Annotated in this window: 22 protein-coding genes and 2 tRNA genes; 11 read left to right on the top strand and 13 right to left on the bottom strand. The window is 45.1% G+C overall.

Annotated features, from left to right (window positions below):
• Positions 1-10: 10 nt before the first annotated feature.
• The 4 genes from R3D00_30425 to sdaAB form a co-directional block, all read right to left on the bottom strand.
• Positions 11-2236: a 3'-5' exonuclease gene (locus R3D00_30425; GenBank protein MEZ4777530.1), complete on the bottom strand. Its 2226-nt coding sequence runs from the start codon at positions 2234-2236 to the stop codon at positions 11-13.
• 25 nt (positions 2237-2261) lie between these two features.
• Positions 2262-3533 carry an efflux RND transporter periplasmic adaptor subunit gene (locus tag R3D00_30420; GenBank protein MEZ4777529.1) on the bottom strand — a complete coding sequence of 424 codons (1272 nt, stop codon included), beginning with the start codon at positions 3531-3533 and terminating at the stop codon, positions 2262-2264.
• Between the two features lie 56 nt (positions 3534-3589).
• Entirely contained in the window at positions 3590-5029 is a 1440-nt protein-coding gene (locus R3D00_30415; GenBank protein ID MEZ4777528.1) for a TolC family protein, read from the bottom strand.
• 122 nt (positions 5030-5151) lie between these two features.
• Positions 5152-5829 carry an L-serine ammonia-lyase, iron-sulfur-dependent subunit beta gene (gene sdaAB / locus R3D00_30410; GenBank protein MEZ4777527.1) on the bottom strand — a complete coding sequence of 226 codons (678 nt, stop codon included), beginning with the start codon at positions 5827-5829 and terminating at the stop codon, positions 5152-5154.
• Between the two features lie 299 nt (positions 5830-6128).
• On the opposite strand from sdaAB, the gene R3D00_30405 reads away from it, so the two are divergent.
• The 4 genes from R3D00_30405 to R3D00_30390 all read left to right on the top strand — a co-directional run bounded on the left by R3D00_30405 (position 6129) and on the right by R3D00_30390 (position 11697).
• Positions 6129-7130 carry a type IX secretion system membrane protein PorP/SprF gene (locus R3D00_30405; GenBank protein ID MEZ4777526.1) on the top strand — a complete coding sequence of 334 codons (1002 nt, stop codon included), beginning with the start codon at positions 6129-6131 and terminating at the stop codon, positions 7128-7130.
• Between the two features lie 149 nt (positions 7131-7279).
• The gene (locus R3D00_30400; GenBank protein ID MEZ4777525.1) at positions 7280-8449 is read left to right on the top strand and encodes an SUMF1/EgtB/PvdO family nonheme iron enzyme; all 1170 of its coding nucleotides are present in this window, start codon (positions 7280-7282) and stop codon (positions 8447-8449) included.
• 158 nt (positions 8450-8607) lie between these two features.
• Positions 8608-9159, top strand: a complete 552-nt coding sequence (locus R3D00_30395) for a hypothetical protein (protein MEZ4777524.1) — start codon at positions 8608-8610, stop codon at positions 9157-9159.
• Between the two features lie 93 nt (positions 9160-9252).
• Complete coding sequence (locus R3D00_30390) at positions 9253-11697, top strand: hypothetical protein (protein ID MEZ4777523.1); 2445 nt, start codon at positions 9253-9255, stop codon at positions 11695-11697.
• A gap of 41 nt (positions 11698-11738) precedes the next feature.
• On the opposite strand, the gene R3D00_30385 is transcribed toward R3D00_30390, so the two are convergent.
• A tRNA-Leu gene (locus R3D00_30385) sits at positions 11739-11822 on the bottom strand.
• A 19-nt stretch (positions 11823-11841) separates the two neighbouring features.
• Positions 11842-11914: transfer RNA gene (locus R3D00_30380), tRNA-Lys, on the bottom strand.
• A gap of 145 nt (positions 11915-12059) precedes the next feature.
• Here R3D00_30380 and R3D00_30375 point away from each other — a divergent pair.
• From R3D00_30375 to R3D00_30360, 4 genes are all read left to right on the top strand, one after another.
• Positions 12060-12719, top strand: a complete 660-nt coding sequence (locus R3D00_30375) for a hypothetical protein (GenBank protein ID MEZ4777522.1) — start codon at positions 12060-12062, stop codon at positions 12717-12719.
• A 185-nt stretch (positions 12720-12904) separates the two neighbouring features.
• Positions 12905-13627, top strand: coding sequence for a PspA/IM30 family protein (locus tag R3D00_30370; protein MEZ4777521.1), 723 nt, complete (start codon positions 12905-12907; stop codon positions 13625-13627).
• A 20-nt stretch (positions 13628-13647) separates the two neighbouring features.
• The gene (locus tag R3D00_30365) at positions 13648-14067 is read left to right on the top strand and encodes a hypothetical protein (protein ID MEZ4777520.1); all 420 of its coding nucleotides are present in this window, start codon (positions 13648-13650) and stop codon (positions 14065-14067) included.
• Between the two features lie 125 nt (positions 14068-14192).
• Positions 14193-15500 (top strand): hypothetical protein, encoded by a 1308-nt coding sequence (locus R3D00_30360; protein ID MEZ4777519.1) that lies wholly within the window; start codon positions 14193-14195, stop codon positions 15498-15500.
• A gap of 7 nt (positions 15501-15507) precedes the next feature.
• Here R3D00_30360 and guaB read toward each other — a convergent pair whose 3' ends face one another.
• The 5 genes from guaB to R3D00_30335 form a co-directional block, all read right to left on the bottom strand.
• Entirely contained in the window at positions 15508-16977 is a 1470-nt protein-coding gene (guaB, locus tag R3D00_30355) for an IMP dehydrogenase (GenBank protein ID MEZ4777518.1), read from the bottom strand.
• A 45-nt stretch (positions 16978-17022) separates the two neighbouring features.
• Positions 17023-18051 (bottom strand): lysylphosphatidylglycerol synthase transmembrane domain-containing protein, encoded by a 1029-nt coding sequence (locus tag R3D00_30350; GenBank protein ID MEZ4777517.1) that lies wholly within the window; start codon positions 18049-18051, stop codon positions 17023-17025.
• Between the two features lie 108 nt (positions 18052-18159).
• Complete coding sequence (locus R3D00_30345; GenBank protein ID MEZ4777516.1) at positions 18160-18996, bottom strand: TonB family protein; 837 nt, start codon at positions 18994-18996, stop codon at positions 18160-18162.
• Positions 18997-19091: 95 nt separating this feature from the next.
• Positions 19092-20162, bottom strand: coding sequence for a hypothetical protein (locus tag R3D00_30340; GenBank protein MEZ4777515.1), 1071 nt, complete (start codon positions 20160-20162; stop codon positions 19092-19094).
• Positions 20163-20387: 225 nt separating this feature from the next.
• The gene (locus tag R3D00_30335; protein ID MEZ4777514.1) at positions 20388-21572 is read right to left on the bottom strand and encodes an erythromycin esterase family protein; all 1185 of its coding nucleotides are present in this window, start codon (positions 21570-21572) and stop codon (positions 20388-20390) included.
• Positions 21573-21605: 33 nt separating this feature from the next.
• Here R3D00_30335 and R3D00_30330 point away from each other — a divergent pair, with 33 nt between their 5' ends.
• Positions 21606-22250, top strand: coding sequence for a NeuD/PglB/VioB family sugar acetyltransferase (locus tag R3D00_30330; GenBank protein ID MEZ4777513.1), 645 nt, complete (start codon positions 21606-21608; stop codon positions 22248-22250).
• Here R3D00_30330 and R3D00_30325 read toward each other — a convergent pair.
• Both R3D00_30325 and R3D00_30320 read right to left on the bottom strand, forming a co-directional pair.
• Complete coding sequence (locus R3D00_30325) at positions 22247-22966, bottom strand: hypothetical protein (GenBank protein MEZ4777512.1); 720 nt, start codon at positions 22964-22966, stop codon at positions 22247-22249. The genes R3D00_30330 and R3D00_30325 overlap by 4 nt on opposite strands.
• A gap of 43 nt (positions 22967-23009) precedes the next feature.
• On the bottom strand, positions 23010-23873 hold the full coding sequence (locus tag R3D00_30320; protein ID MEZ4777511.1) for a fructosamine kinase family protein: 864 nt from the start codon (positions 23871-23873) through the stop codon (positions 23010-23012).
• 103 nt (positions 23874-23976) lie between these two features.
• Here R3D00_30320 and R3D00_30315 point away from each other — a divergent pair, with 103 nt between their 5' ends.
• Positions 23977-25482: a hypothetical protein gene (locus R3D00_30315; protein MEZ4777510.1), complete on the top strand. Its 1506-nt coding sequence runs from the start codon at positions 23977-23979 to the stop codon at positions 25480-25482.
• Positions 25483-25485: 3 nt separating this feature from the next.
• A complete protein-coding gene (locus R3D00_30310) occupies positions 25486-26793 on the top strand; it encodes a DUF5723 family protein (protein ID MEZ4777509.1) in 1308 nt (435 codons plus the stop codon).
• Positions 26794-26853 lie beyond the last annotated feature (60 nt).

Raw genomic sequence — 26853 nt, 5'->3', positions numbered from 1 at the left:
ATTCGCAGTCCTATTGTACAACCTGCAGTCTTGCGTATTTCAACAATAAGACCCGCTGACCTTTCTGATCAAAAAATACGGTTGCCTTTTTATTGACTCCTTCTCCTTCCACGGTCAATACTTTTCCTTTTCCGAATTTTTCATGAACTACCTGTACTCCGGGTACAATTTGTTTAGGGTCAGCCAATGGAAATTCTTCTTTTTCGTGGCCTACCGTCGCTCTGGTAAGTGGTTGAAGGGGTCTTCTGGAAACGGTTTCTCTCGACTGAACGGCTCCTCTTCCACTTACTTCCCGTCGGGCCGTGATCTGATATGGGCGAATGATAAACTTCGGATCAACTTCATCGATAAATCTGCTCGGTTCATTAAATTGAAGTGTACCGAATTTATATCGTGACCGTGCATATGACAGGGTAAGTCGCTGCTCGGCCCGGGTTACTGCCACATAAAACAACCGTCGCTCTTCTTCGAGGTCGGCCCTGGTTTCAATGGAAAGCGAACTCGGGAAAAGATTTTCTTCCATTCCGACCAGAAATACAGACTTGAATTCCAGCCCTTTGGCGGCATGGATCGTCATGAGCGTGATGTAGTCGTCATTGTCGTCTTTCTGATCCTGGTCTGTGAAGAGCGAAATATCTGCAAGAAAATTTTCCAGACTTACATTATCCTGATCGGGATTTTCTGTAAAAGCCTGTGCGGCATTGAGCAGTTCCTGTACATTTTCCCAGCGCGTCAGCCCTTCTGTCGTATTTTCTGCGTGGAGTTCCTTCAATATACCCGAATTTTTGGCGATATGGCTGGCCGCTTCATAAGCATCTCCATTTTTGGCGATGACGCCAAAACTTCTGATCATGGTGACAAAGTCCTGAATGATGCTGACCACCCTGCCATTGAGACCCGAATGCACAACCTGTTCCAGAGATTCCCACAAAGTAAGGTTGTGTTGATCTGCAAAAACCGTAAGCCGCTCCAGGGAAGTTTTGCCAATACCTCTTGTAGGGTAATTGATAATCCGGTCGAGTGCCTGCTCATCGCGCGGGTTAATGGCGAGGCGAAGGTAGGCAACCACATCTTTGATCTCCTTTCGTTGATAAAACGACAATCCGCCAAAAACTCTGTAGTGAAGACCCGTACGTCTTAGCTCGTCTTCCATTGCCCGGGACTGCGCATTCGTGCGGTAGAGAATGGCAAAATCCTTATTAAAGAAATTGAGTACCTGTTTCTGCTCCCGAATCATACCGCTTACCTGTCTTGCCTCTTCCTGCTCAGAGGTGGTCTCGACCAGATGGATTTTTTCACCTTCTGCATTTTCGGTAAAGACTTTTTTCTGTATCTGGTCTTTATTGCGGGAAATGACAGAATTGGCGGCGTTGACGATATTTTGAGTGGATCGGTAGTTCTGTTCCAGCTTGTAGACTTTCAGATCAGGATAATCCTTTTTAAGGTTCAGGATATTCTGAATATTGGCTCCACGGAAGGCATAGATACTTTGGGCATCGTCGCCTACCACACAGATATTTTCGTGAACAGCTGAAAGTTTTTTGGTGAGAAGATATTGCGCCAGGTTGGTATCCTGGTATTCATCTACCATGATAAATTTGAAGCGGTGCTGATATTTGTAGAGAATGTCTGGAAACTTATCAAACAACTCAATCGGCTTCAGCAGAAGGTCATCAAAGTCCATGGCGTTGGCCTTAAACAGGCGCTGAGTGTACACACTAAAAATCTGCGCTACGGTTTGATTAAACTCGTCTGTTGCCAGTTCTATATACTCAGAAGGTGTGACAAGCCTGCTTTTAGCTGTACTGATCGCATGGCGAATGACCGAAGGTTTGTACACTTTGTCGTTGAGACCTTTTTCTTTGAGGATAGTTTTTATCAGTCTTAGCGAGTCGTCGCTGTCGTAAATGGTAAAAGAGTTGGTATAACCGAGTTTTTCTGCCTCAACCCTCAGCAGTCTGGAAAAAATAGAGTGGAAGGTGCCCATGATCAGGCTTTTCGCTTCCGGGCCAATCAGCCGCAGAATACGATCCTTCATCTCCTTTGCGGCTTTATTGGTAAAGGTAAGGGCGAGAAGTTCCTGTGGGTCAGCCAGACCCTGTGACAGGATAAATGCCAGTCGGTAAGTAAGTACGCGGGTTTTCCCACTACCTGCGCCTGCAATAACGAGTTGCGGGCCTTCCACACTCATTACTGCCTCACGTTGCGCTTCGTTAAGTTCATCTAAGAATTCCACACATCTAAATTAGGGAAAAATCTGGTTAATCATTCTCCCCTTCGGTTCTTCCGGGCGATATTTCTTTAGATTCTTCTACATCCATACCATCCTTAAGTCTTTTCGAAAGAATCGTATATGGTCCGGTTACCACTTTTTGATCCGGATTTACACCTGAAATGATCCGTATATGAGAATCATCACTTATACCGGTTTCCACCTGTACCTGGCTGACTTTTCCGTTTTCATAGATAAATACCACCTCTTTTCCTTCTCCCAGCGAATCGTTGCGAAGGGTTACAGCCTGAATGGGTACCGTCGTTACGTCAACCTCACTGCGGGTATAAATTTCTACCAACGCAGTCATACCCGGGCGGAAAGGGCTTTCTTCAGCGGAAACTGTTTTTTTCGCCAGGGAAATATTTTTATAAGACTGAGGTGATACTTTTACCTTTACTTCAAAATTGGTTACCTGATCTGTGCTTGCGATCCCTGCGACTGTTGCAGAATAGGCAATTTCCGAGACTTTTCCGTAAAAGACCTGATCGGGAAAAGCATCCACTTCGATCCTTGCGGAGTCTCCCAATGCGACATTAATGATGTCATTTTCATTGATTTCCACGAGTACTTCCATACTCGACAGATCGGCAATTTTGATAATTTCTGTTCCCGACATCATGCTGGTACCTACCACACGCTGGCCAAGTTCTACATTGAGTTTGGTTACTGTGCCATCCATGGATGCGTAGATATTGGTGCGATCCAGATTCTGCCGGGATTGTTTTCTGGTCGCTTCTGAGCTTTTCACCTGATAAAAAGCTGATTGTAAGTTATAGGCGGCAGCTTCGTACTGAGATTTGGAGACATTAAATTTAAGTTCGGCATTTTCGAGGTCAACTTTGGAGACTACATTCTCTTTGAAAAGTTGCCGGGATCTGACCATGCCAACAGAATCCTGCAACAGGGTTGCCCTGGCCTGACTTACGCTGGCTTTTGCCTGAAGGTATGCAGCCTGACTACGGTTGACTGCTGCCTCTGCCTGTTCCAACTGTGCTTTATAGTCATCAGGGCGTATGGTTAACAACAATTCTCCCCGCTTTACTTTGGCGCCTTCCTGAATGGCAATAAATACGACCTCTCCGGAAACGTCAGGTGCAACAGGGACTTCGACGGTAGGCTGGATTGTGCCTGATTCAGATACCCTTGAAAATATCGAACGCACCTCTGCCTTGTCCGTTTGAATTTTTACTTTCGCCTGTTGGCATCCTGCAACGAGCACAAAGAAGGCCAGAAATGTGAGAAATGAAATCCTTCTCATAAGTTTATCCATGAATAGCGTCTTGTGTGTAAAGTAAGTCAGAAAAACCATCAGAATTATAATCCTAATGGTTTTCCCTGATAAAAGTCCAATACTTTCGTACGGAATATAAAGTCAAATTTGGTTCTCACCAGATCATTGTTCGCGCGGTTCAGATTGTTTTTTGCCAGCAAAAATTCGGTTGAATTGGCTACGCCCAGAGTAAATTGTTTTTCTGTATTCTGATAAGTGAGCTCAAGTGCAGCGACCTGTTTTTGTGTTGCGAGATAGCTGCTATAGGAACTTTTCGCATCCAGGTAAGCCTGTTGAATGGTTTGTTCCAGTTGCTGGCGCTGGAGTTCAGCGGTAAACTGAGCGCTTTTCATGGTTACTTCGGCACGTTGTATATTGGCCAAATTCTGCTTGCGGTTGTAAATCGGTATATTGAGGTTAATCGAAACACTTCCGCCGATGTTGTCTACCATCTGGTTGCTGAAAGTATAGGTATCGGTTACTCTTCCCTGATTGGGATAGGTAATATTTGCGGGCTGTACTTCGCCGCCATTCACCGCAATTTCGACGGGAGAAGTAACATCAAAAGTCTCTCCCGTAAACTGCTGTCGTCCGCTGGAATAACCAGACCCCACCTGCGCAGAAGCTGAGAGGCTGGGCAGGCGGCCTGCTTTGGCAATTTCGATATCCAATGCAGCACTTTGTACTTTCATATCAGCACTTTGAATAAACGGCTGTGTGTCCTCGGCCATTTTATAAATCTCTGCTGTCGTTGCATCCATAAAATCTGCTCCGGGGTCGTCAAGTTCCGGTGCCAGTATTCTGAAAGGCTGGTTGGGATCAAGCCGAAGGATTTGCATCAGGTTCAGATAAGATAACTCCCGCTGATTCTGGGCATTGACGAGGGCGAGTTCATCTGTAGCAATTTGTGATTCAAGCTGTATCAGGTCTGCCTGTGCTAAAGAGCCTGCCCGTACAAGTTTTTCGGTTCGGTCGTACTGCTCTTTGGTGGACGCAACCTGAAGTTGTGAACTTTTTACGATTTCCTCATTTCTCAGAATCTGAAGATAGGCAAGTGTGATATTTAATGCCAGGTCATTTTCAGCCTGTTTGTAATCGAGTTCGCTGGCCTTCAGGTCAAGTTCCGATCTTTTGATGGTATTGCTGATTCGAAAACCATTAAACAGCGTAGCATTGGAAGAAAGGCCTGTATTCAGGGACTGAATAGCCTGAGACGTAAACTGGTTGGTAAAGGGGTTTACCGAATAACCAAAGTTGGTAGTGGTATTTCCTCCAAAACTCAGGGAAGGCATACGGGATGCCTGTGCCTGCTCCAGGGCAATTTGATTATTGAGTTGATTAAGCTCAGCCTGTTTCAGGGAAATATTGCTTTCCGCTGCGTATTCAAGGCATTTTCTGAGATCCCATGTACTGGCATCTTGTGCAAAGGTGAGGGAGATCATCAGGCTCAACACCCAAACAAAAGTGATACTTCGAATTGTCATAAGAATAGAACTTTTTGTATATTCAGTTTTCCTGCCGGGCAGAAATAGGCATTGTAAAGTTTGCCAAAAGCAATGGGATCACAAAACCGATGGCAGAGAGTATCCGGCGTTTTGCAGAGTTTTTATAGATCGAGATTGGGGAGATAAATGACTTCCCGCACCCAGTTCAGACTTTTTAAGTATTCAAGTGTCAGCGAACGGATGGGCGAATCCAGTTCAATAACCAGTTTGGCTAGCGCGCGTTTTCCGCTGCGGTTGATGGTCATGGTGGCGATATTGCAATCCTCATGGGCAACAACATTGGTAATGAAAGCGGCACTTCCATTTGTGTCATCAGCTTTTATGACCATGACAGGAGACTGGGCAGAAAAATTGCAGGGAAACCCGTCAACTTCAACAATAGAGATCAGGCCGCCACCCCGGGATACTCCGAGAACACTCATTTTTCGCTCTCCGGTTACCATTTCTACTTTAATAGAATTGGGGTGAAGCGCCGAAGCATTAAAAACTGCCTTGAAGGAATAAAGCAGATTTGCTTCCTTTGCAAAATCAAATGAGTTTTTTAACCTTTCATCATCGGTTTTCATATCAAGCAACCCGGCAATAATGGCGCGGTCGCTTCCGTGTCCTTCATAAGTACGGGAAAAAGAATTGTAAAAAGTAATCACAGCCTGCTCAGGCTGGCGACCAAACAATCCCCGTGCTACCCGTCCGATTCTGGCTACTCCGCCGGTATGTGAACTCGAAGGACCAATCATGATAGGACCAATCATATCAAATATACTACTTCTTTCAGCCATACGTTCATAAGTTTTGAGGGAAAATTCTGAGTTGGTAGTATTAAGAAAAGTTACGTACGAATTTAGGTTTATTTCAATATTTCACCGCTTTTAGAGTTAAATAAATTGGGTTCTGATGTAGGAGTGTGAAAATAATTCGCTGGTTTTTATTGAAAAAATCATGCAGATTGCACCTTCCAATCCAAATTTTCCAAAAAGAGGTGTAACCAATTACGGTTTCGGCTATTATATGTTCACGAAAAGCAATACTTTTATACCTGCATATGAATATGCGATATTACTTTAACACTGTTTGCCAAATGAAAAAGCTTTTAGCTCATGCGTCCCTTGTTCTGGCATTGTGCTTTCTTTTCCTGACAAACGCCCAGGCACAGGACCCGCAGTATTCGCAATTTTACTCCAATCAGGTGATGCTCAATCCGGCATTCACAGGAAGTGGTATCGGTCCGAGAGTAGCGATGAACTACCGCGCCCAGTGGGTAAAAATTCCAGGATACTATAAACAATTTGCCTTTTCCTATGACCAACCCGTTCACTTTTTGGGAACTTCGCAGGGATTGGGTATCAATTTCAACTCTGACGTGGCAGGGGAAGGTAATCTTACCAAGCTGAATGTCAACCTCAGCTACGCTTATGAAGTCGAAATTGTGGATGACAATTTTATTCGGTTTGGCCTTTCAGGAGGTATTCAGCAGGCAAGTATTGATTTTTATAAACTTCGTTTCCCCGACCAGATCGATCCACGCAATGGTTTTGTAAGACCTACTTTGGAACCTGGAAATATTTCGAATGCTGTAGTCAGACCAGATGTCAGCGCAGGTATTACTTATTACAATGAGTATGCATGGTTGGGCGTTTCTGTCAATCATATTACGGAGCCACAGGAAGTATTTACTCAGGTGAGCCAGAGCAATATTGAAGCAAAGCTGCCCAGAAAATATACTGTAACCGGTGGTATTAATATCCCGATTCAGCCGATGGGAAGCCGCCGGGAAATGTCTATCACGCCTGTATTCCTTTATAAAATGCAGGGAGAGTTTTATCAGATTGATGGAGGTCTGTATGTGAATATCGAACCCATGGTGTTTGGACTTTGGTATCGCCACCAGGACGCTATGATTGGTCTTATCGGTGTAAAACAGGGGCCATTTAGCTTTGGTTACTCTTACGACTACACGATCTCCGATCTTACCCAGCGCATCTCCGGTGGTTCTCATGAGATTTCGGTTGTTATGGAGTTTGAACAATACAACAAACCTAAAGGTCTCAGACACCGCAAAATGCCTTGTCCAAGATTTTGATTATCAGGATCACGATCTTTTTTTTGAACAAAAAATCGAATTATCAGGATAAAAAGCTCTACTTGTTATCATTTACCTTCAATACGAGTAAAACCGGGCAATATTCCGGCAAGTGTGTCGTAATAAAGCTGTAAAATCAACGTCTTCTTATGAAAAACAGAGGAATCACTTATGCGCTGTCAGCCCTCCTCGCATGTGGGCTCATGGTTAGCTGTTCCAGTCACAAAAGCAAAATCAACAACGTAAGCAAGCGCAGCAGCAAAACGGGTATCAAATATAGCGATGATACCTACAAACCCCCTAAGTACAAGGAAACTGAGCCCGCACCCGGTTTAGTCTTAATTCCTGGTGGTACTTTCCTGATGGGCGGCGGTGAAAAAGATATCGAAAATTCGATGGACAACCGTCAGCGTCAGGTTACTGTCCAGAGTTTTTACATGGATGAAACCGAAATCGCAAACGTTGACTGGAAAGAATTCCTGGAAGACGTTCTGAAAAATGATGGTGGAGAAACCCGCTTTCAGGAACTGTATCCTGATACCAATGTATGGCGTCGCGACCTCGCCTTCAACGATCCGTATGCAGAAACTTATTACAGCCACCCGGCATTCAATATGTATCCGGTAGTGGGGGTAAACTGGCACCAGGCCAATGAATACTGCAAATGGCGGACACAGAAGGTGAACGACGTGCTTACAGAAAAAGACGAAGAAGCGATTAAATATCCTTCCTACCGCCTGCCTACTGAAGCAGAATGGGAATACGCTGCCCGTGGTCTCCTCGAAAGTGAAATCTACTCATGGGAAGGGAAATCTCTCCGCAACCGTAAAGGTCAGTTCCGTGCCAACTTCAAACGCGGTCGTGGTGACTACGCCGGCTGGAGAGGTGGAGACGGCAAACATATGACTGACGGTTATATGATCACAGCGCCTGTATTTGAGTTCTGGCCAAACGATTTTGGGCTCTACAACATGTCTGGCAACGTCGCCGAATGGACACAGGACAACTACCGTGTGCTTGCATTCGAAGATGTGGAAGACTTCAACCCTTACCGTCGGAAAGGTAAAACTGAAATCCGCCCTGATGACTGGCTCGATGATATTTCCTATAAATCCAAAGAGTCATTGCTCTTCAACCCAGATCCAAACGCACCTGTTGGAAATGACGGATTTGATAACGTAAAAGTATATCGCGGTGGTTCATGGTATGATATCGCTTACTACCTCTCTCCCGGTGCAAGACGTTTCTACAATGCAGACTCTTCCAGCGCAACTATCGGTTTCCGCTGCGCGATGATCCGTGTAGGAAGTCCTGACTGATCATAAGAAATTTATTTCATATAAGGCGATCCCTTCCACGGGATCGCCTTTTTGCTTTTAAAGAGAAAATTGTTTCTGTGAAATATATTTCATTATTTGGATTTTTTATTTGTTTGGCACAAGGGTAATTTAATGTTTATTATCTAACCTGAGTTCCTATGAAAACCCAGCTAAAGAATGAACTAAAGACTGCCCATAAGCAGCAGATTCGCTATCAGATTGTTACAAAATTTATGCTTGCAGGGGCAACATTCACGAGTCTTGCACTGGCAGTCATGTTGATGTATCAGGACCTGAGCCACTACCGCCTTTCTCCTCCCAGACTATATATTTCTACAGACATAAATCCTTCCTCCGCGAGGGATACCCTGCATGTGATTTACCAGTTCAGGCAAATGCCCGGCCGCCCTGATCTTATGTTTGATCTTCATCATTCCCTGCCCGGTGGCAGCGGGTTGTCTTTTGTGCCCGGAAGCCTGAAAGTGGAAAACGGTTACTTCTCGGAGGCACTTGTACAGGACTACGGAGGGAAGGATTTTTTAAAGATAGAGAAAATCACAGGAGATGCCGGCGACCTGAAATTAAGCATAGCCGTAGCTATTGACTTTTCGGCCAGGGGAGGCCGTGAATTTTCATCCATTTCAGATGGGGCATTTATTCGCTTTAACGGGAGCAATTACTTTGCCGACCGTGGGGGCGTTCTGCCATAAACCTTTGAGACATTGCCGGAATATGTGAAAAGTCGGTTGACTAAAAGCGAAAAATAGTATAGATTTACTAGCAAACGACAAAACATATATCCGATGAATCTATCCCCGGTGCTCCGACTGGCAATCGCAGGATTGCTATTGGTATTTTATTATTCGCTTTCGGCCCAGGTTCATACCATGTGGACGGTAAATAAGCGGTCGGATTCAGGAAAATGTAAAAAATGTGTAACGGCTTTGGAAAAGACCGACTTTCAGTTTTCGGTAACTTCCCATTCTTCTTTTGAACTCTTATCTCCTCAGATTGCCTATCTGCCTGCTGTCATTCGAAAACGAAAAGATGGGATCCGGCTCGTGTATATTCCGCCGGTGAATAGCTCCTATGCAGAGTCCGCACAATTATTAAACGGTGAAATCATCTATCGCAATCAGATCAGACAACAGTTGTGGCAGCGGTTTGATCAGATCACCGACAACAGGGCGAGTGAGGCAAGAAGGCAGAAATTTAAAAATTTTTTAAAAGGGAAAAAGAAAGATCCGCTAGCCACAAAAAGACTGGGCTGGAGATTAGATCTTGGCTCTCTTCCAATGGATGTGGAGGAAGGCGGTGCGTATGAAATTCAGTTTTTCCGGAAAAAAAATCTTTGCGCGGTTCTGCGGTTTGATAATTTCCCCATTCGCTATGTAGATAAACTCCCGCCATACCCTGAAATCAATTGTCAGAATTGCAGCCCGATTAACCGGCCGCTTTACTACTATGAAAATGGCGAACCTTTTATTCCAAAAGGAATTCCTGTATATAAACCCAATCCCCGCAGAAGCAGAACGGAAACCTTTACCCTGATATTTGGAAAAAGTCAAACCCGGCCTGTGATAGGAGATTTGGCTGAGGTTGAAAAGTTTCTGCGAGATAGTAGTTACACCATCCGGCAGGCAAAGATCACTGCATTTGCATCCGTAGAAGGCCAGGACAGCACGAATCTGCGGCTTCAAAAGGAACGGGCCGGACTTTTACTGAAGCTGCTGCAAAAAGTAAATGCGGATTCGATTACCCCAACAATTGAAACCGCAGAGAACTGGGATCTGTTTTTCAAACAACTCCAGTCTGACAGACTGAAAAATACGCCTTACGGTAGCTGGACAAATAAGACGCAGTCGCAGATTAAAGAATTGCTGAAAAACGAACAACATTTAAAGAATCTTGAAGTAGCCTTTGCCGCTCAGCGAAAAGCTGAGCTGAAACTTATGGTAGAGGAAAAACTCACCCCCGAAAAAATTCGGGAAATTATCCGGGAGGATTTTGAACGTTATCGCACAATTGCAGAAAATCCACGGGCGTCAAACGAAGACGTTGAAAAAGCACAGATGCGAATTGCTGCGATTCGGCGCTATGTCAGGGAGGAAATACGCACGGGCACAATGGCTGAGTCTGACGAATTTTGTAATTCCCTTTTCACTTTTTCTTCTGATCTGCTGAATTTTGTGGATTTCTATGATATGTTGTCCGATATACAAAAACAAAAACCGGCGGTATGTTATGATGAAGAAACCATTATTCGAAAAAATCTGAAAAGCGCCATTGACAGAGTCTCTTATTATTACTCAAGAAAAAATAAGGACATGTTAAAAGCCATGCTGAGCCATACATTGTATTTGCAAAGTTATGTTTACAAGCGAATATCAGACAGGCAGTTATCTCCGGAAATTTATTGTAAAATGGCCTATCCGTTTGAGCCTCCATTTCAAACGCTGTTGTTGAACCATATTGATTTTAATATGGGAAACGGCGCAATATTTCTGAGCAATACCACTTGTGCGAATTCAAGAGGAAATAATAATAACAGACCGTTGGGGTTGAATTTTGTTAACGGGCCATTTTACGAAATATTAAAACAGGTAGCACTTTCGCCGGAAGCAGATGAAACCGAGATGTTGTTTGAATTTGACCTGTATAGGTTTTTGACATTAAATGTAGAAAGCTGGGATGAAATGCGTGGTGTTTTTTTTGATACGACCTTTCAGGCAGAAGACATGGTCAAGCAGTTTGAGCGGCTGGAGAAAATCGCCAAAGCGCTTCCGGAAGAAAACATCCGAACGTTGAGGGTGAAATTATATCTGAAACTGGCCAATTATTATATTTATGGAGATCGCAGAGATGAATATTCAGCCCGGCATACAAAAGCATTGGAAGCTTTACGCACGCTCCACAAATTTTATAAGGGAAAAGCATACACTTCTGGAGAGTGTCACGGCGTTGCGAAGCATTATATATTTCTTCATCAGGTGATGGCAGACCGGGAAGTTTTGGTAATGGCCAGAGACATTCTCCTGCCCGCTAAGGAGTCTTTGAATGAAGAGGCGCAGTTGGAGTATTATTTGTTGGAAGTTACCCTTTCGCGGCGTCCTGATGGCGTGCTGATGCGTGCGGCATCATCGATGACCGATAGGGCCTTTTGCAACCTGGTAAATAATGTGTACCATCTGGCATCGGTTGACCGGAATCCTAAGTTGCGGGAAATGATTGTGGGGAAATGCAGGTGAGGGTTATAAAAGCAAAAAAGCCGCTGGTAAGCAGCTTTTCGTACCCAGGGGGGGATTCGAACCCCCACATCCGTAAGGACACTACCCCCTCAAAGTAGCGTGTCTACCAGTTCCACCACCTGGGCGTAAAAAGTGAAAAATTTGTGATTCGGCAGGGATTCGAACCCTGGACCCTCTCATTAAAAGTGAGATGCTCTACCAGCTGAGCTACCGAATCTTCTTTTTTTGCAAACGTAGATAACCTTTACGTAATTGCGAATGCAAAGATACGCCCATTGACTGGAATGTCAAGTAATTTTATAAGAATTTTACTCTGGCTGATAATTTTTTGGCCAGAGACCATAACAGCCAAAACGAGGGTTATGGTTGACAGTTTACTAGAGCGGGCATCGGAAAAGTTTGAATATGAGAACTTTACTGATGCGATACCTCTTTATGAGCAGGTGATAGAGACCGGTTATGTGCAGGAACAAATTTTTTATCGTCTGGCATATATGTATGAAAAAAAAGGAAATTTTCCCGCTTCCATATACTATTTGCGCAAGATTCAATGGGAATTTGGGGGTGGGAGAATCGAAGATAAGATCGGTCAGCTGATGGGTGTGGCAAATAGAGAGCGACTTTCTGCCGGTGAAACATGGAGTAGTTACCGGTTGTTTCTTCATCACAACTATTTTTCATTGACGCTGTTTTTAGCTGTACTGACTATGTTGAGCAGTGTGGTGGTGATCCGAAGGGTACACGGTATTTTTCACGCGATAGGGATTGTTTCGGGGGTAATTGCCATTGTGTTCAGTATAATCCTTTTGGAACAGGCCTGGTTTTCTCCCCGTCGTGCAGTGGTCATGCAATCCACGGCTTTTTATGAAGAGCCAGGTTTTGGTGCCAATTACCGTTCTCTGCCGATCGGTCCTGGCGCGACTGTTACCATCAAAGAAGAGCAGGATATCTGGTGTCGTATTTCAATGGGGCAGTTTGAGGCGTGGGTTCCGGCATTTATCGTAAAAGAAATTACGGAATAATCCTCAACATCCTCACCAAAGAACCCCTTAGGTGTGGGAAATAAGGAAGAAGTTCTTAAATTAGGGCGGTACAAGAAAAATAAAGGAAATACGGAAAAGCTGCATTGGATAAGATTGATTAACCAATACATCGAACTTTCCGTAAGTACAAAAAAATTATATAATCCAGTTTAGCTTTAATTAACATGTGGAAACGATTTGTACGAGCAATGAGGTCTATTTTTGGGGGACTTGTTAGCTCCATCGAAGATCCCAAACTCATCCTTGAGCAGAATATCCGGGAATTAAATGACCAGATTCCTAAAATGAATGAGAACATTGCGACGGTGAAAGCCAGCGTTATGTTGCTTGAGAAGGAGTTGGGCAAATACAAAAGGGAATACAAGGATCTTGTCTCTAAAATGAAAGCTGCGATTCAGGCTGGTCGTGATGATATTGCCCAGAATTATGCGCTTCGCCTGGAGTCAACAAAGTCTCACATGCTTCAGACCAAGGAGCAGTTTGAGACAGCGCAGAAAGCCTATGAGAAATCACTGGAAGTGAAGAAAGTATTCATGAAGCAACGCGAGAAAAAAATCGCAGAAGCCCGTGAAGCACTTCGCGCCCATGAAAGAGCCAAATGGCAGGCCAAAATTGCTGACACAATGGAGTCTTTCGAAGTGGCTGGTATTGATGCAACCCATGATGAAATGGTAACCCGCGTCAATGAACAAACCGCTAAAAACGAAGCCCGTATGGAAATGGCGCTCGACTCTGTTGACACAGACTCTTACAAGATTGATGAAGAGGCCGAAAACCTTCGCGCTGCAGATCTTGTAAAACAGTTTAAAATGGAAATGGGCCTGGATTCCAAAGATCCGCTCCTGGACGAGCTCGACAATGAGGTTGGTAAAAAAGAACTTGAATAGTTGTTTTAAAGATTTGACTTATGACTGGTGAAGAAAGAAGACGTCTGCTCAAAGAACAAATGAAGCAGGAGTTTAAAGATGATATCAAAAAGCGTAAGGAAATCGAGGAGCAGATGAAGGTAATGCGCCATACCCGTAAATTGAACGAGGCCGTTACTGAAATTACCTCCGGACTTACTTCGGATGACTCTGATGACTGGATTGATAAAATCAATCACAAAACAGCGCTCAGTGAAGCCAAGCTGGAGATGTCCCTTGAAAGTGATTCCGCCGTAAATAAGGAAATCGAAAACCTGGAAAAACAGGCTCAGGCAGAAAAGTTTTCCGCCGAACAACTCATCAAAGATATGAAGCGTCAAATGGGGCTGCTCGAAGAAGAACCCCCCGTGGACAATAAAAAAAGCGAAGAACCGCCTGAGAAAAAATTAGGTGATTTTTAGCGAAAAGTAAGGTTTAATGGGAAATCGAAAGATTCTCCTGCAATAAAAAACAAAATCCCCGGATGTATTTTATCCGGGGATTCTTCGTTTTAAAAATGGACAATATATCTGTCTGTAACCGTCCTATGAAAAACCTGAAGCTCAAATTCCTGTCGTATTTTCTTCTGCTTGCTGCTTATCCGGTCTTCGGGCAGAATTTTCAACCGCTTGCTCAAATCCCCGTTCCGCTATCTGGTTCTGCGGAAGTTTATGCCTTTTCAGATGAAAATGGAATTACCCTGCTTTTTAAAGAAGGAACAGAAGCACAACTGTATCTGCTTGATCTCAACTTTAAAGTAAAACAAAACTATACCCTCTACGATCTGCCTGCCGAAGGGCGTTTGCAAAGAGTCGGATTCACCAATCTTCCCGATCAGTTGAATATTTACTACTGGTCTGAAGACAGCGATGAATATCAGGTATATGCGATCAGTAAGTCTGAAGGAACAGCCAAAACCATGAACTTTGACGTTGGCCGGGTACGCAAAGGGTTGATTTATTGGGGTACATTTACATTTGACGGGGTGCTGCATATTCTCCGGATGCCCCGCAATACCAACACAATCCGGATTTGCCGGTTTGAAGGAGAAGATAATTTTGATACAAGAGAATTTTCAATTGACAAGGCAGACTTCCTTGAAAAGACTGACTACGAACTTACGCGTATCGAACAGCCGGAAGAGCTAAGTCTGACAGATGTTTATCTTCCCGGAAAAATGTATCATTATGGTGAATCGGTATTCCTGACACTGGATGAACCCGGCTTTACTTATCTGGTCTCTATCAACCTTCGCACAGGACAAAAGCTGGAACAAAATATAACCGGGCCAGGTTTTGCCCAGTTATCTTCCTGGAAGTCCAACTCGGCATTTCTTGGAAATTATCTCTATCAGCTGGCAGCTTCAGAAGACTCCTTAAAGCTACAGATAATGGATGTAAGGGGCGGGCAAATTGTCCGCAGCTATGCTTTTGGTGCAGAAGATGATCTTGCCATTCAGACCGGAGGGATAACGTTAATGGATGAATTGGGAAATGAGAAATCTATTTTTCGCACTGCGGACTTTCTTCAGGAAGTTGCCCGGACAGACTATCTGGCGATTTTAGCTCAAAACTCTCCGGAAGCGCCAATGACAGAGTTGTGTATGGGAGGTGTCAAGCCCACGCAGGTACGTGGTGTGAGTGGAGTGGTATTGGATGAATCTTACCGGTCAGTTTTTTTTCGAAGCGTGCTGAGCCAACCGGCTTTTTTACCGGTGAGTGCGCCGTTGGCGTCTTCCAATCGCCGGCCTACTTTTCCGGGAGGGGAAGCGCATTTTGTCCGGGGGGCATACCGCGGGCAGATTTTTCGCGGATATTATGACCCCCGGGCAAAAGCGTTTAAAATCGGTCGTTAGGCAGTGCCTACCTGCGGGAATAGTTGGGTGCTTCCTTGATGATCTGGACATCGTGCGGATGACTTTCCAGCAGTCCTGCATTTGTAATGCGGATAAGCTGGCGGGTCTGCAAGGTCGAAATATCGGCTGCGCCGCAATAACCCATGCCTGCGCGAAGTCCACCTTCCATCTGGTATAGTACTTCGGTCACAGTGCCTTTGTAAGCCACACGCCCTACGATCCCTTCCGGTACAAGCTTCTGTATATCGTCTTCCACATCCTGGAAGTATCTGTCCCGGCTACCCGACTTCATGGCTTCGATAGAACCCATTCCGCGGTAGGTTTTAAATTTCCGACCTTCATACAATACCGTTTCCCCCGGGCTTTCATCGGTACCTGCGAGTAGTCCTCCGGCCATGATACAGCTGGCACCTGCTACAAGCGCTTTGACAAAGTCTCCTGAATACTTGATGCCGCCGTCGGCGATCACGGGGATACCGGCAGGTTTGGCCGCTTTTACAGCTTCCATTACCGCGGTCAGCTGTGGTACACCTACTCCTGCAATAACACGGGTGGTACAGATACTACCCGGCCCTACCCCTACTTTAATACCGTCGACGCCTGTAGCGATAAGGGCTTCGGCTCCTTCACGGGTAGCGACATTTCCCCCGATGATCTGCAGGTGGGCGAATTTCCTTTTTACTTCTCTGATGACATTGAGCACACCCTGAGAATGGCCATGTGCGGTATCAACCGTGATGACATCCACGCCGGCCTTTTCAAGGGCTGCGATACGCTCGTAAGTGTCAGCGGTAACGCCTACGGCAGCACCGGCGCGAAGGCGGCCCAGATGGTCTTTACAAGCATTTGGGAAGGCCTGCTTTTTGATGATGTCACGATAGGTAATCAATCCAACCAGTCGACCGGTTTTGTCCACTACAGGGAGTTTTTCGACCTTATACCGGCGGAGGATTTCTTCGGCTTCTTCGAGGGTCGTGCCTTCTGGTGCAGTGATAAGATTTTCGTGGGTCATCAGTTCCCGCACTTTCCGGCCATCAGCTGTCTCAAAGCGAAGGTCGCGATTGGTGAGAATACCAACGAGTCGCCCATCCTTGTCAGTGATCGGAATACCTCCGATACTGTGTTCGTTCATAAGCTGAGATGCACGGATCAGGGTGTCGTCAACAGAAAGTGTAATCGGATCAACGATCAGCCCGCTTTCGGAGCGTTTTACTTTTCGCACCTCCTCGGCCTGCTGGTCGATGGTCATATTTTTGTGGATGATTCCGATTCCTCCACTGGCAGCCATGGCTATGGCCATCTGGTGTTCCGTAACTGTATCCATGGCAGCACTCACGATAGGGAGATTGAGCCGGATATCACGGGTAAGGAAAGAAGCGGTGTTGACGTCGCGGGGAAGTACCTCGGAATAGGCGGGAATCAGAAGGACATCATCATAAGTTAGTCCTTCGAGAGCGATTTTATTGTTTTCTGACATAGCAAATATCGTTTTTGACATTTGCCGAGCAAATTTAGGGAGAAATTATGAGTTAAAGGAGGGATTTGGATTATTTTTATTTTTCTCCATCCTGTTCACAACTACCAGGAAAAATATCCATCCGATTATCCCATAAATAACCGTAAAGATAAGGGTGGCACCATTGGAGAAAAACCCAATATTCTGGCCTGCCGAGCCTTCAAGCCCAAAAGCCAGAAAGAGTTGATAGACAATGAAATGTGTGGTTCCCATTCCTGCAGGCACGGGTAAGGCCCAGCCTATACCTCCGATAAAAAGAATCAATACCGCGAAATAAATGCCCAGTTCGTGGGTATCGGGGAGGGCGAGAATGAAAAAATAATTCATCAAAATCAGGCAGGTCCAGGTCATGAAGGTATGAAAGAGAAACCATCCGGGCTTTTGTAAGGAAAAAACGCTTTTGGCGGCCATCAGCATGGTATAGACAAAGTTGTATATTTTACCTGCTAAACCTGTTTGTGTTTTACCCCAACGAAGGATATAGTAAATGCCGGCGATGCCAGCTGCGAAGACTAACCCTACAATAATGAGGATACCCAGGCTATTTTCTATGCCGCCAAAAATCTTCTCAAACATCTGGGTAAATAAGTCGCTGAGTCGCTGAACCTCCATCAGAAAGATTAAGCCTACTCCTGCCAGGAGGACGATGACATCAAAAGCTCTCTCGGTAATGACCGTACCAAAACTGGCAGGCAGAGGTACTTTATCTGTGCGCAACATGACCGAACATCTGACCACTTCGCCAAGTTTTGGGGTGGCGCTATTGACCAGGTAGCAGATAAAAACGGAGGCAATGGTATTGAGCGAATCGACCGGATGTCCAGAGCTTTCGAGCAGGAGTTTCCATCGCACTCCCCTGAAAAAAAATACGCCAAATAAAGCTACAGCACCCATCAAAAGCCAGAATACATCTGCTTGTTTCATCGCCAGGAAAAGATCATCCAATGAGCGATCCCGAAAGGTCAGGTAAAGCAGGGCGCTGGCTATTCCGAGGCCAATGACGAGTTGAATGATAGTCTTAAGGTGCTTTTTCATATAAAAAGACCTGAACCGTTGGTTCAGGCCGAGGTCTTAATTGTAAAACATCGACGTGCAAAGATACAAAACCTTATGTATTCACACAGGTTAATTCTATCTGCACGGTTACTGGATCAGCACAAAGTTAAACGGTACATTGACCCAGAAGGGAATGGGTTTCCCTGCCTGGATAGCAGGCGTAAACTTAAGGTTCGCAATTTGTTTTTCGATTGCTTCTGTAAGCAATGGGTGGACCTCATTGATCACTTTATGGCGGGTGTAGTTGCCTCGTTTATCAACCAGAATGCGCAGTACGACATTGCCATGAATACCGGCATCACGTGCGATTTGCGGATAACCGATCATCATTTTGACTTCATCCATATTGATTGGACTGGGCTCTGATTCTGCAAAAACAAATGCATCTACGGCTGGCTCTGGCTCTCTGATCACTTCAGGAATAGTCTCTTCTACGAGTTCAACTATCTCTCCGGTGAAAAAGCCTTCTTCGTCTCCCTCCTTGTTTTCCAGACCGATATTGGGCGCTTCTCTTAGTTCGCTCACTTCGACAATCGTCTGTTCTTCTTCCGGATCCAGTTCATCTTCCGGTGTAGGTTTCGGAATGTGAAAAGCAACCGTACGTACTTCCGGCGGTTTGATTCTCGGAGGAGGAGGAGGGGGCGGGCTCTCATTGTCGATAGCCGGAGGTGGCGGCAGATCATCCATCGTGATTGTCACTTTAATACTTCTGGTTTTGTCTGCATCCTTTTCTGGCGCAATCGACCTCATGATGATAGGTCCAAAGGTAAAACCAAGGGCCATTAAACCTATGAGAATCGTGCCGACCATCAGGTGGAGTGGATATTTTTTTCTGAGAAAAAACCCTCCATAGCCTTTTTCACGATTGGCAAAAACCATTTCGTCGAGATCGGCAGTCAGTGTAGAAATATTTTGGCGAGGCATAGCACAAGAATTATGTTCAACACTTAATCGTATCAAACCTATCGAATCCTTGTGGCCATTTCAATGACCTTTCACATACGGCGAAGTGTTTTTTATCACTTGCATTTCTCCGACTCCAATGGTTCTTTGATGATCAGCATAAACTGAAAATCCCTGCTAATTTCCGGCAAAATAGAATGATTACCCCAGATCCGACATAACACCACATCCTGCGGATTTGTCTGCTCGATCTGCTGCACAAGCGCCATAAAATCATCAAACTCGCGAAACCTTTCGTAGATTCGGGGTACACGCCGGAAGTATTTGGAAATAGTCAGTACTCGCCCCCTTACCGGTGAGTAACGCTCATAGTTTAGCTGATGTGCCAGGGTATGATATCCCCAGTTGATCGAAGGGTTAAGTTCTGTATGGATACCACCAAACTGGCCGTAATAGTTGCCTGGCTGGAGCATGTGGTATTTGTGGAGCAAGCGGAAGTTGGCAAACATTCTTTCTTCCCGCTTTTTTTCATCACCATGAGCATAGACAAACTCCCTTAGTAGCGGAGAGTCAAACCCTTCGACGGTATTTTCCAGCAGCATTTCAAACATCCAGTAATGATCCCCCCAATAGCGCCGGTATGCACGTTTGCGCTCCTGAACTTCTTTATACAATTGGCGGAAATACTTTTTCATTTCCTTTTCATTGTAATCGGTTTCAGACAGGGTTTTCAACTGGTTGATTTTTTCTCGTACTCCCGCAGTTAATGGTTTTTCGGGTAAAAGGTGCACCAAACAATCAATCACGAGCTGAGGTGATTGTTCGAGATCAATACCTACAACCCGTATTTTGTCCCGGGATGGAAGAAACCGGTTGAATGCATATAATTCCCTGTAAAAGCCAATCAGATCTTTTGGGCAAACAGGTATATCGTAAATAGCGCGTATCAGCAGGTTTTCATTGCCTGTTTCCAGATACCGGTTGAGCATAAAACCATAACTATACCCTCCTTCTACAATCAGGTTTCTTACATTGGCCTGGTAATACAGGTACATCAGAAACCGATACCTTATTTGGGCGTTCATGGAAAGCCAGTGTTCTTCGGCAGTGAAAAAAAATTTATAGTCTTTCACCACTTCATCCAGCATGTAAAACGATTCAAATCCGCTGTCGATGGAAATCTCCAAAGGGGAAACCTGGGTTTGAATATAATTTTCTAACCCGGATTGGGCTGACATCCTACTACCCGGCCCTGATAAAAGCAACAGTGCCAGTCCAGCTATAACTGCAAGTCGAATAGTTGTCTGTATCAAAAGATTCTGAATGTAAAGCTCTCCTTATTTCCACCCTTACAAATATACATTCCTGTGATGAAACCATTGATAGGTTTTCAATAATCCTTTCTTACACGCTTACTTGCAGGGCGGTGCTTCTGCCCCCGGATCAAGCAGCATGATATACTGGAAGGTTTTACTCATCTCCACGAATGGACTATTTTTTCCGATCATACTGCACAAAACTATCGGGTAAGCGTAGTTATTTTCTGCAAACTGTATCATTTGGGTGAGTTTGTCGTTTTCTCCCAGGCGATTATAATCGGAAGCCATTCTCCTGAAATATCTGCTTACCGTCATGACTTCCCCTTCTACTGGTGACTGCGGGTAAAAATTGAGTCGATGGGCGAGGCTGGGAAATTTCCAGTTGATGGATGCTTTTATGTCTGTATGCAAGGCTCCAAACTGAGCGTAATAGTTTCCCGGCCTCATTCGCGGTTGGAGGGCGATAAAGTTGGCGAATAGATGCTCCTCACGTTTTTCCCAGGTGTTTTTGAAGAGAATTGCCTTTATCAGCGAAAAAGATTTTCCATGCAGGGCATTTTCTACAATAAGCTTTGCCAGGTCGTAGTCTTTCCCCCAGTATGTTTCATAATCCGCAGCTTTTCGGTCAAAGTCCCGGTCGAGTCTGTGGAAAAGGCGGATTACTTTCGATTTTTCAAAAACATTGGACCGATGCAAAGTCTGGATTTCCTCTATCAGGGCAGCTATTTCCTGCGAAGGAGCCCGATCTTCCGGTAGCAGTGTATGTAATCCCTGAAGGGCAAGCTCCGGGGAATGTTCAAGATCAATCCCTGTAACCATGATACGGTCTTCAGGGGGAAATTGTGCATTGTATTTGCGGAGCTTTTCAAACATGGCCATCTGGTTTTCCGGACACACGGGAATATCATTGAGCACGCGGCGCAATAAACGCTTGTCGCCGGTTTCCAGATACCGGTTGATCAGGTAGCCGTAAGTAAATCCGCCTTCCAGTATAAGATTTCTGACGCCGGCTTTCTGATGAAGGTAAATCAGAAAGGCAAACTGAATCTGTGAATTGATCGTTCGCCAGTGTTGTTCGGCAGTAAAGAAAAACCGGTAATGGCCCACGATGGAGTCCAGCGCCGTAAAAGAAGACAATGCACTGTCGCCTTCTATTTCCAGTGGGTAGATATTTTCCAGCCAGTAAGTAGAGTCAGCATGCTGGGCCCGGAGTGTATAAGGCAATAGAAAACCGTTTAGAAAAAAACAGTAAAGGATAACACAAAAGATCCTGCTCATTTTTCTTAGTTTTGTCCTAAAATCCGATTATTCATGGAAGAATCAAAAACGCCTATCATCATCATTGGTACAGGGCCTGAAGCCCGGGCTGCGCTCGATGCCGCAAATGCTTTGGACGTGATGGTGTATGGTTTTCTTACAGACGACGAAAGTGCAGTCAGCCGGGAAATTAACGATATTCTGGTCATAGCCAAACTTGGCAACAAAGACAGCGATACCCTTTTGGAAGACGAAAATATCAAACTGGTAATTGCTGCCAGAGATATTGAGCACCGGCACAACCTGGTAAATTATCTGAGTCTGAAAAAACCTGAGATCATCAATCTGATTCACCCGTTTAACAGTATATCCGCTTATGCAAAGATAGGAAAAGGAAATCTGATTTACCCCGGGGCGATTATTCATGCGAATGCGATGATTGGGAGTTATAATCTGCTGGAAACAGGCGTGACATTTGATCAGGATGTGCAGGTTGCAGATTTCTGTACCTTTCAGTCAGGCGCTCGTATCGGCAGGGAAGTTATGATTGAAAAAGATGTACTGGTGGGCATGGGTGCAGTGATTCATCCCGGACTGAATATAGGCGAAGGGGCCATGATTGGCCCGGGAGCGGTAGTGCTTACGGATGTGGAAGCCGGTTCGACGGTATTTGGAAACCCGGCGAAGCCGACCGCCTAATAGGAGAAACTCTTCACAATGTTGTAAAACAAAGGAAGGTTGATCTCGAAGTCGTTTTTTTCAGTGGTCGTGAGTGCAAGGCCTATCAGATAGTCTTTGTCATAGTCGATATAGGCATAAGCCATATACTTGCCTTTGATCCGCTCGGTATCTGGTGTGCGAAACTCTTCGCATACCGCGGGCAGACGGGAAAGTGTCTCGACAGTGTGTTTCTGTCTGATAACAGCGCCTTTATACTCTTTGAGAAAGAGGTTGTTGAGCCAGATATACACCGAATCCACACTGCTGCAGTTGGGCATATGTTTGCTGATATACTGTACCTGGATGTAGGGATTAGATAAACTGACTTCCCGCCCGTTGCGGATATAAGTGATAAACAGTCCGTTTTCTTCGCTGAATGTTTCCGGGTTTACCCACGGCACCATAGAGTTGATCATAGGCAGAAGCGGGACTTCATAGGTCAGTTGAAACCGCATGGTGTAGGCTTCGAATATATTACTTCGCCCTTCTCCCTGATAGACAAAAGGAAACATCGTCGAATCACCCAGCATGCCTTTGGCAAGGTTTTCCTGAATCTGTTCCATATTAGGTGCCGGTACATCTGAATTGACGGTAGGAGAAGAAACCGCAGGGTTTTGCGTGGATTTGTCCGGCCCTGTACAACCGGTAACAATCAAGATAAGCAGACTGATAATAAGGGGCAGATAGTGTTTCATTGCACCAATTTACAAATTCCCTCACCCAAATTACAAACGATCCTCATACAAATCTTCGCAGGATATTTTCTACAGATGCGATGTATCCTCCACCAAAAAGATTTACATGTACAAGGAGAGGGTATAGATTGTATAAATCAAAGCGATCTCTATACCCTGGGGACAGGGGATAAACTTCTTCATAAGCATCAAAAAATCTTTGCGGTATGGCGTCAAAAAGTGTCATAAATGCTAGCTCGGCTTCCCTGTGTCCATAATAAACCGCGGGGTCGATCAATACGGGAAATCCGGTTTCTCCCGTAAGGATATTTCCGCCCCAAAGATCGCCATGCAATAAGGCAGGCGGCTCTTCCGGGAAAAAATCTTTCAACCGGGAAAACAATATCTCAAAATATCCCGCGGTGCTTCGCCCCAATTCCCGCTGGTTGACAGCCATTAAAAGCATCGGCCGGATTCGTTCGGTGATAAAAAAATCCAGCCATCGCTTATGCTGGTGATTTCGCTGAGGCAATGAGCCGATATAATTATCGAAATCGAGACCAAAAACTGATGCTGTATGGCGGTGAAGGCCAGCGATTTGCCAGCCCAGTTTTTCCCAATATCTCGCATTTTTTTCCGCCTGTTTTACAAATTCAAGTACCAGCCATGCATAGTTTTCGTCTTCTCCATACCCAATGACCTGTGGTACGGTTACTTCTTCAGAAAAACGAAGCAGATTTAACCCTTTGGCTTCCACTTCAAAGTTAGACAAATGGTGTCTCTCATTAAATTTGAGAAAAAAACTACCGTTTTCCGTAACTACCTCGCGGGCATTGTGAATACACCCTCCCCCTACGGTATATGCCCCAGTGATGGAAATATTCAGCAAATCATGGACGGATTTACGCACAGACTGTGGAATATTCATTAGGATAATTTATTAAAATGTAATGTTATTAAACTGTAATATCTTATTTTTAAATAATGCAAAAACCTGTGTAATTGCATTCGTTAATTTATGAAAATTCCTCATGAACCTATCAGAACTGAGAATAATATTTACAATTTTTGGCTTATGGGTCTGGTTATCTTCCTGTAGTCTGATTGAGGGGACGGATAAAATCATCGGGCCTGAGTGGTCTCCGGAAGTTGCCCTTCCATTGGTGAATACGCATATTTCTGTTCAGGATGCACTGGATCTCTCTGATACCGGCGATTGGTTGGAAATAAGTGCTGCGGGTGATCTTACCCTGATATATGATGCCGGGCTGGCCACACTTACCCGGGAGGATTTACAGATCATTACCATTCCGGATATACCGGTTGTGATGACTGATTCGCAGATGACGATTCCTTTTCCTATTGAACAACTGCGCCGGGTTGTGCTAAAAACTGGTACACTGGTGGTCGATTATCAGAGCGGGTTGACGGGGGAGTATGAAGTAAATCTTCGGATGGATTATTTCCGTAAAGGGGGCATTGCATTTTCTGCATTTTTTCCTTTACCACCTTCAGGTATTGGCACAACTACATTTGATCTTGCCGGATATGCGTTGGATATGGAGAATGGAGCTATCAGTTTCTCCTGCTATGCCCACAACAAAAACGATGGGCTGAACTACCCATTGGATCAGGTAAACCTTTTGTTGAAAGAACTGGACTATTCTTATGTGGAGGGGACGATACCGGCCAATAGTTTTGAATCTGAACCAGATAGTATAAAAAACGATATTTTTGAGCAAATAGCGCTTAAAGGTTTTAGCCTGACAGATCCATCGATTACGTTTCGTTTTGACAATTCATTTGGCGTTCCGATCGAAATTACCTCGCTGGCCTGGGCGAGAGGTTCGGATGGAATCACGACTATCCCGCTGGGGCATGATGGCCTTGCGGGTGGCGTAAATCTCGGTTACCCTTCCTTGTCGGAGGTCGGCGCATACAGTACCACTGACATCATTCTGGACAGGACCAATTCAAATATTACAGATATAATTTCAGCCTTACCGGAAGTTCTCACCTATCAATTTGGCATTATTACCAATCCGAGTGGAAACGCCCCTTCCGGTTTTATCACCGACTCCAGTTCCCTTTCAGTAGGTATCTCTGCAAGAGTACCTCTGGAAGGGAAGTTGGAAGATCTTGTAATGGAAAATACTTTTGAAGCCGACCTCTCCGATCTGGATATTGTCGCCTCCGGAGGGTTTAAGCTGATCACAGAAAATGCCTTACCCGTTGAGGTTCTGGCGCAGATATACTTTCTTGATTCTCAGGGAGTAGTGATTGACTCACTGTTTGAGGTGGCAACAAGCTTGCTGCCTTCACCGTCAGTGGGTATCAATGGTGCAGTGGTTGCGCCGGGTAGTCAGACATTATCTGTGATCTTTTCGGAGGAGCGGTTTGCCGCCCTTTCATCTACCCGCGAAGTCCGTATTCGGGCAGAGATTTCTACAGCCGGAGGCGGACAGGTACCCGTGAAGTTCCAGCTAAGTGATTCGATTGATTTAAAACTCGGGGTGATTGCCCGGATCAAAATATAAGCTATGATACGCACAAAAATTTATATAGTCATGGCGATGCTGTATCTGGCTTTACCGGCATGGAGCCATGCACAGCAGGAACTGGGGCTTTACTTTATGCCTCGTGCAATGCAAAACCTTCAGGTAAATCCCGCTTTTATGCAGGAAAAAACCATCAGTATCAGTCTTCCTTCTGTGTATCTGCATGGATTGCACAGTGGGTTTTCTTACAGGGATATATTAAAGGAGGTTCCGGGTACAGATTCATTGCGGGTAGATGTCGGGGGCGCATTATCGCAGATGAAGGATGTGAATGTATTGCGGACGAATGTTCAGGCTGATATACTGGGATTGAATGTCAAGGTGGGGCCTGTACAGATTTCAGCATTTACCGGCACAAAAGCTTCCGGATATATCGCATACCCCAAAATGTTGCCTTCACTGGCGTGGTCAGGTAATGCGGGTTTTGTGGACGAAACCGTTTCGCTTGCGCCTGATTTTCAGTTTTCGGCCTGGCATGAGATCGGTTTGGGGGTTGCTTTTCGCCGGGGGAAATTTCAGGCGGGGGCCAGAGGAAAATATCTGATTGGGCTGGCAAATCTATCTGCCGGCTTTGCCGAAGCGGCTCTTACTACCAGTTCGGAGATCTATCAGTTGCAGATGCAGGTCAATTATCAGGTACAGGCCAGTGTTTTTGATCTGGGAAGCCTTGAGAATATTGAGCCAACACTTGACTTTCAGCCATTTACAGGCAACCATGGTATTGCCGGAGACTTTGGCGTCCAATATGAGATGAGCGAGCGGGTCAAGCTTTCGGCGAGTGTGATCGATCTGGGATTTATCAACTGGACCGATCAGGCAAAAACCTACGAAGTGTCTGGGACGATTTCCTTTGATGGGTTGGATGTAGCTGAAATTCTGAAAGAGGATTCTTTTAACATCGATGTATTCCTGGATTCTTTGCAGTCAGAGGTAGGGATTACAGAATCAGTGGAGACTTTCCGGACGGGTTTACCTACCCGGATATATATCGGCGGGACTTTTACGCCAATCAAAGGCCTTCGTTTGGGGGGCGTATATTACAATGAATTTTACCGGGGAAGAGTTTTTCCGGCATTGATGGTCAGTGCAAGTAAGGATTTGGGAAAAATACTTACTGCTGGAATCACCTATTCCATACAAAACAGAAGATTTGATAATCTGGGCGCCAACCTGTTGCTAAAACTTGGTCCTATCGTAATGTTTGCGACGACGGACCACCTCAGTTCGTTTCTTCGTCCGGGGTACAGCCGCGAGGTAAATCTCCGGTTTGGGATGAATGTAGCCTTCTGAGGGTAACGATTTTTTTTACGTTGTACCTATACCTGGTGTCTGCCTGTTTAGCGGGTAGAC

It is taken from the genome of Bacteroidia bacterium (assembly GCA_041391665.1).
In the GTDB taxonomy this organism is placed as follows: domain Bacteria; phylum Bacteroidota; class Bacteroidia; order J057; family J057; genus JAGQVA01.
Note: the sequence above shows the minus strand (reverse complement) of the source record. Positions and strands in the feature narration are given on the sequence as shown.

Excerpts from the sequence above, each read along its gene's own strand:
- R3D00_30420 (MEZ4777529.1), bottom strand. The coding sequence starts at position 3,533 with ATGAGAAGGATTTCATTTCTCACATTTCTGGCCTTCTTTGTGCTCGTT.
- R3D00_30415 (MEZ4777528.1), bottom strand. The coding sequence starts at position 5,029 with ATGACAATTCGAAGTATCACTTTTGTTTGGGTGTTGAGCCTGATGATC.
- sdaAB (MEZ4777527.1), bottom strand. The coding sequence starts at position 5,829 with ATGGCTGAAAGAAGTAGTATATTTGATATGATTGGTCCTATCATGATT.
- R3D00_30405 (MEZ4777526.1), top strand. The coding sequence starts at position 6,129 with ATGAAAAAGCTTTTAGCTCATGCGTCCCTTGTTCTGGCATTGTGCTTT.
- R3D00_30400 (MEZ4777525.1), top strand. The coding sequence starts at position 7,280 with ATGAAAAACAGAGGAATCACTTATGCGCTGTCAGCCCTCCTCGCATGT.
- R3D00_30395 (MEZ4777524.1), top strand. The coding sequence starts at position 8,608 with ATGAAAACCCAGCTAAAGAATGAACTAAAGACTGCCCATAAGCAGCAG.
- R3D00_30390 (MEZ4777523.1), top strand. The coding sequence starts at position 9,253 with ATGAATCTATCCCCGGTGCTCCGACTGGCAATCGCAGGATTGCTATTG.
- R3D00_30375 (MEZ4777522.1), top strand. The coding sequence starts at position 12,060 with ATGGTTGACAGTTTACTAGAGCGGGCATCGGAAAAGTTTGAATATGAG.
- R3D00_30370 (MEZ4777521.1), top strand. The coding sequence starts at position 12,905 with ATGTGGAAACGATTTGTACGAGCAATGAGGTCTATTTTTGGGGGACTT.
- R3D00_30365 (MEZ4777520.1), top strand. The coding sequence starts at position 13,648 with ATGACTGGTGAAGAAAGAAGACGTCTGCTCAAAGAACAAATGAAGCAG.
- R3D00_30360 (MEZ4777519.1), top strand. The coding sequence starts at position 14,193 with ATGAAAAACCTGAAGCTCAAATTCCTGTCGTATTTTCTTCTGCTTGCT.
- guaB (MEZ4777518.1), bottom strand. The coding sequence starts at position 16,977 with ATGTCAGAAAACAATAAAATCGCTCTCGAAGGACTAACTTATGATGAT.
- R3D00_30350 (MEZ4777517.1), bottom strand. The coding sequence starts at position 18,051 with ATGAAAAAGCACCTTAAGACTATCATTCAACTCGTCATTGGCCTCGGA.
- R3D00_30345 (MEZ4777516.1), bottom strand. The coding sequence starts at position 18,996 with ATGCCTCGCCAAAATATTTCTACACTGACTGCCGATCTCGACGAAATG.
- R3D00_30335 (MEZ4777514.1), bottom strand. The coding sequence starts at position 21,572 with ATGAGCAGGATCTTTTGTGTTATCCTTTACTGTTTTTTTCTAAACGGT.
- R3D00_30330 (MEZ4777513.1), top strand. The coding sequence starts at position 21,606 with ATGGAAGAATCAAAAACGCCTATCATCATCATTGGTACAGGGCCTGAA.
- R3D00_30325 (MEZ4777512.1), bottom strand. The coding sequence starts at position 22,966 with ATGAAACACTATCTGCCCCTTATTATCAGTCTGCTTATCTTGATTGTT.
- R3D00_30320 (MEZ4777511.1), bottom strand. The coding sequence starts at position 23,873 with ATGAATATTCCACAGTCTGTGCGTAAATCCGTCCATGATTTGCTGAAT.
- R3D00_30315 (MEZ4777510.1), top strand. The coding sequence starts at position 23,977 with ATGAACCTATCAGAACTGAGAATAATATTTACAATTTTTGGCTTATGG.
- R3D00_30310 (MEZ4777509.1), top strand. The coding sequence starts at position 25,486 with ATGATACGCACAAAAATTTATATAGTCATGGCGATGCTGTATCTGGCT.